The sequence below is a fragment of the Pseudoalteromonas luteoviolacea genome, from assembly GCF_001696455.1.
Classification (GTDB): domain Bacteria; phylum Pseudomonadota; class Gammaproteobacteria; order Enterobacterales; family Alteromonadaceae; genus Pseudoalteromonas; species Pseudoalteromonas luteoviolacea_C.
In genome coordinates, this window is record NZ_MAUJ01000028.1 from 1 (window position 1) to 3,316 (window position 3,316).

Genomic DNA, 3,316 nt, shown 5'->3' on the forward strand with positions numbered 1-3,316 from the left:
GTGCCATTGGTGAGCTTTATATTGCCGGTGATGGCCTCGCACGAGGGTACTTGAATAAGCCAGAATTAACCGCACAAGCTTTTGTAAAACACCCTTATCGTCACTTGTTAGATGTCACCAGTGAGCGCATGTATAAAACGGGAGACTTGGTGCGCATACTGCCTAATAATGAACTCGAGTTTTTAGGTCGCGTCGATGAGCAAGTCAAAATACGCGGATTCCGTGTTGAGCTGGGGGAGATTGAAAAGCAACTGACGCAACTGCCAGACATTGATGCTGCCGTTGTCCAAATCCAAAAAGATCAGTATGGTCAGGCCCACTTAGTCGCCTACATACAGCAAAACAGTACGACGTGCGAGCCAGACATTCGCGCGGCACTATGCCAACAGCTGCCCGATTATATGCTGCCTTCACACTTCGTTGTCCTGCAAACATGGCCGCTGACTGCCAACGGTAAGCTAGATAAAAAAGCGCTGCCAAAAGTTGACTTCGAGCTTCGTTCAGGCGCGTCAATTTCTCCACCACAAACACCTTTAGAGCAGGAGCTGGTCAATGCATGGACCAATGTACTCGGTCGAGAAGCGGACACCATTGGCATCGATGATAACTTCTTCAGCTTAGGTGGACACTCCTTACTTAGCGTCAAACTTTTAGATGCCATCAGGCAGTTCAGTCAAGTCAACTTATCAGTCAAAGATATTTTTAAATATCCAACCATCAGAGAGTTGGCAAACTACATTGCACAGATTGATGATAGTCCATGTGGCCAATCTATCAATAAGATCCAAAGAAGCGCTGCTGGTCATGCTCTGTCTTATGCCCAGCAGCGCCTATGGTTCATAGATAGCGTGCAAGGCGCGACGAGTGAGTACAATATGCCATTCGCATTCCGCTTAACAGGCAATGTAAATCCGACCTATATAGAGCGTGCTTTTCAGCATATTTTACAACGCCATGAAGTATTGCGTTCAGTATACAGGGAAGTTGACGGTACCATTCGGCAACATCCGTTGGACAATATGACATTTAATTTGTCTCGACATGATCTCAGCCACTTATCAGGTGACAAGCAAACACATGCGCTAAAACAGCTCATGGTACAAGACGCATCGACTTCATTCTCATTGCAAGATGATCTGATGCTCAGAGCCACCTATGTACACTTGGATAAAACGCCACAGGCAACCCAAGCGGCACTGTTAGTCAATATGCACCATATCGCGTCGGATGGATGGTCTGTTTCCGTATTGATGAAAGAGTTTCTCACGTTATATAACGCACAATTAAAGGTGGCGACACCAATACATGATCTCGACGATGTACTGCCAGAGCTGACAATACAGTATATTGATTTTGCGCACTGGCAAAGAAACTGGTTGAGCAATGGGGTACTCGACGAACAACTGGCATATTGGAAAACGCAACTGGCTGACTTACCGGCATTGCACTCACTACCCTTAGATATGCCAAGACCCGTCGTGAAGCAAACCAAAGCACAAGGTATAACAGGCCATTTACCCGCGCATGTCAGTGCATCATTGTGTCAGTTAGCTGAGCATTTCCAATTGACGCCATTTATGCTCTTACATGCTGCTTTGGCTCAAGTAATCGCCCATTACTGTCACAATGAAGATGTCACTGTTGGCACGGTGGTCGCGAATCGCGGTTTGCCACAGACAAATGACTTGGTAGGCTTTTTCGTCAACACTCTGGTTTTAAGAGTATCCGCTTCGCCAACACAGCCGTTATCAAGTTATTTGCATCACGTTAAGCAAGTGCATACCCAAGCACAAATAAACCAAGATGTGCCCTTTGAACAACTCGTTGATAGCTTACAGCCAGAGCGCAACACCGCATTTTCGCCATTATTCCAGATAGCGTTAAGCTCTAATTCTGGTCTTGGTGAGCTCTTTGATGTCATCGATGAGGGGCAATCTAATGACATGCAAATTTCAACCTTGTTAAACGATGAGCGCAGTTTAAAGTTTGACTTGGAGATCAATGTCCATATGAATAAAAGTGGCGGCGTACTTTCTTGGGTTTACGATAGTGCTTTATTTAACAAGGTGTCTATCGACAGACTCAATAATCACCTCTGCCACTACCTCAGCGAATGGTCCAAACTGGTTGATGGCGAACACGTCATCGACAAACCACTCAATGAACTCACCATGCTCAGTCAGGCTGAACAACACCATGCCCTCTCTGTGCTTAATGGTCCAATCCGAGATTATCCGCACACTGGGATTGACCAACTCGTCAGCCAACAAGCACAAAGCCGACCCGATGCCATCGCCGTGCGATGTGCTGATGAAACGCTGACTTACGCGCAACTTGAACTGCGTGCCACCCAACTTGCCACACATTTGGTTCAGCACCATCAAGTCTTGCCACAGACACTCATCGGGATCCACCTAGGCCGCAGCTGCCATATGGTTATCGCCATGCTTGGGATTCTTAAAGCCGGCTGCGCCTACGTGCCTTTAGACCCTGACTACCCCTTTGAGCGCCTCGCCTATATGGTCGAAGACACCGCGCTCAGCTGTATTGTGAGTGACGCGGTTTATCAAAGTACCGCGGAGGATTTAGGCAAACCGCTTATCCGTCTCGACGCACTCGATATGACATGCGCTGATACTCCGCCACTCAACATTGGCTCTCGCCCAGATCACTTGGCCTATGTGATTTATACGTCAGGCTCAACGGGACGACCCAAAGGGGTCATGATTGAACATCGCAGCCTAGTAAACACCATTGTGGATAATGCTGAGCGCATCGGGGTCACATCTGACAGCGGATTTTACCAAAGCACGGCATTTGGTTTTGATGCCGCGACATGGGTAACTTGGGTCACCTTAAGCCGCGGGGCCACGCTGGTGCTGTCGACAACTTTGGATTATCAAAGCGAGTTAATCGGCAAATACGGGCACCAAGTCAGCCATGTGATGATGACCCCCTCAGCATTGCAGCTTGTCTCTCCCGATGCCGTTGCGCATATCAAGCATGTCGTCGTTGCAGGGGAAGCCTGTGACGCCCAATTGGTGGACAGGTGGGCACCAACAGTGAACTTCTATAACGCATATGGTCCCACAGAGACGGCAATTTGTGCCACCATTCGCCAGCTTAGTCCTGGGGAAAAACCCGTGTTAGGCCGCGCCAATGCCAATACTCAGCTGTTGGTGCTCAACGAACAAGGTCAGTTACTTCCTACCGGTGCCATTGGTGAGCTTTATATTGCCGGTGATGGCCTCGCACGAGGGTACTTGAATAAGCCAGAATTAACCGCACAAGCTTTTGTAAAACACCCTTATCGTCA

Annotated in this window: 1 protein-coding gene; it reads left to right on the plus strand. The window is 48.2% G+C overall.

All coding sequences use genetic code 11. The annotated features are described in order from the left end of the window. The coding region (locus A7985_RS25285; protein WP_141685451.1) for a non-ribosomal peptide synthetase at positions 1-3,316 on the plus strand (3,316 nt) is incomplete at both ends.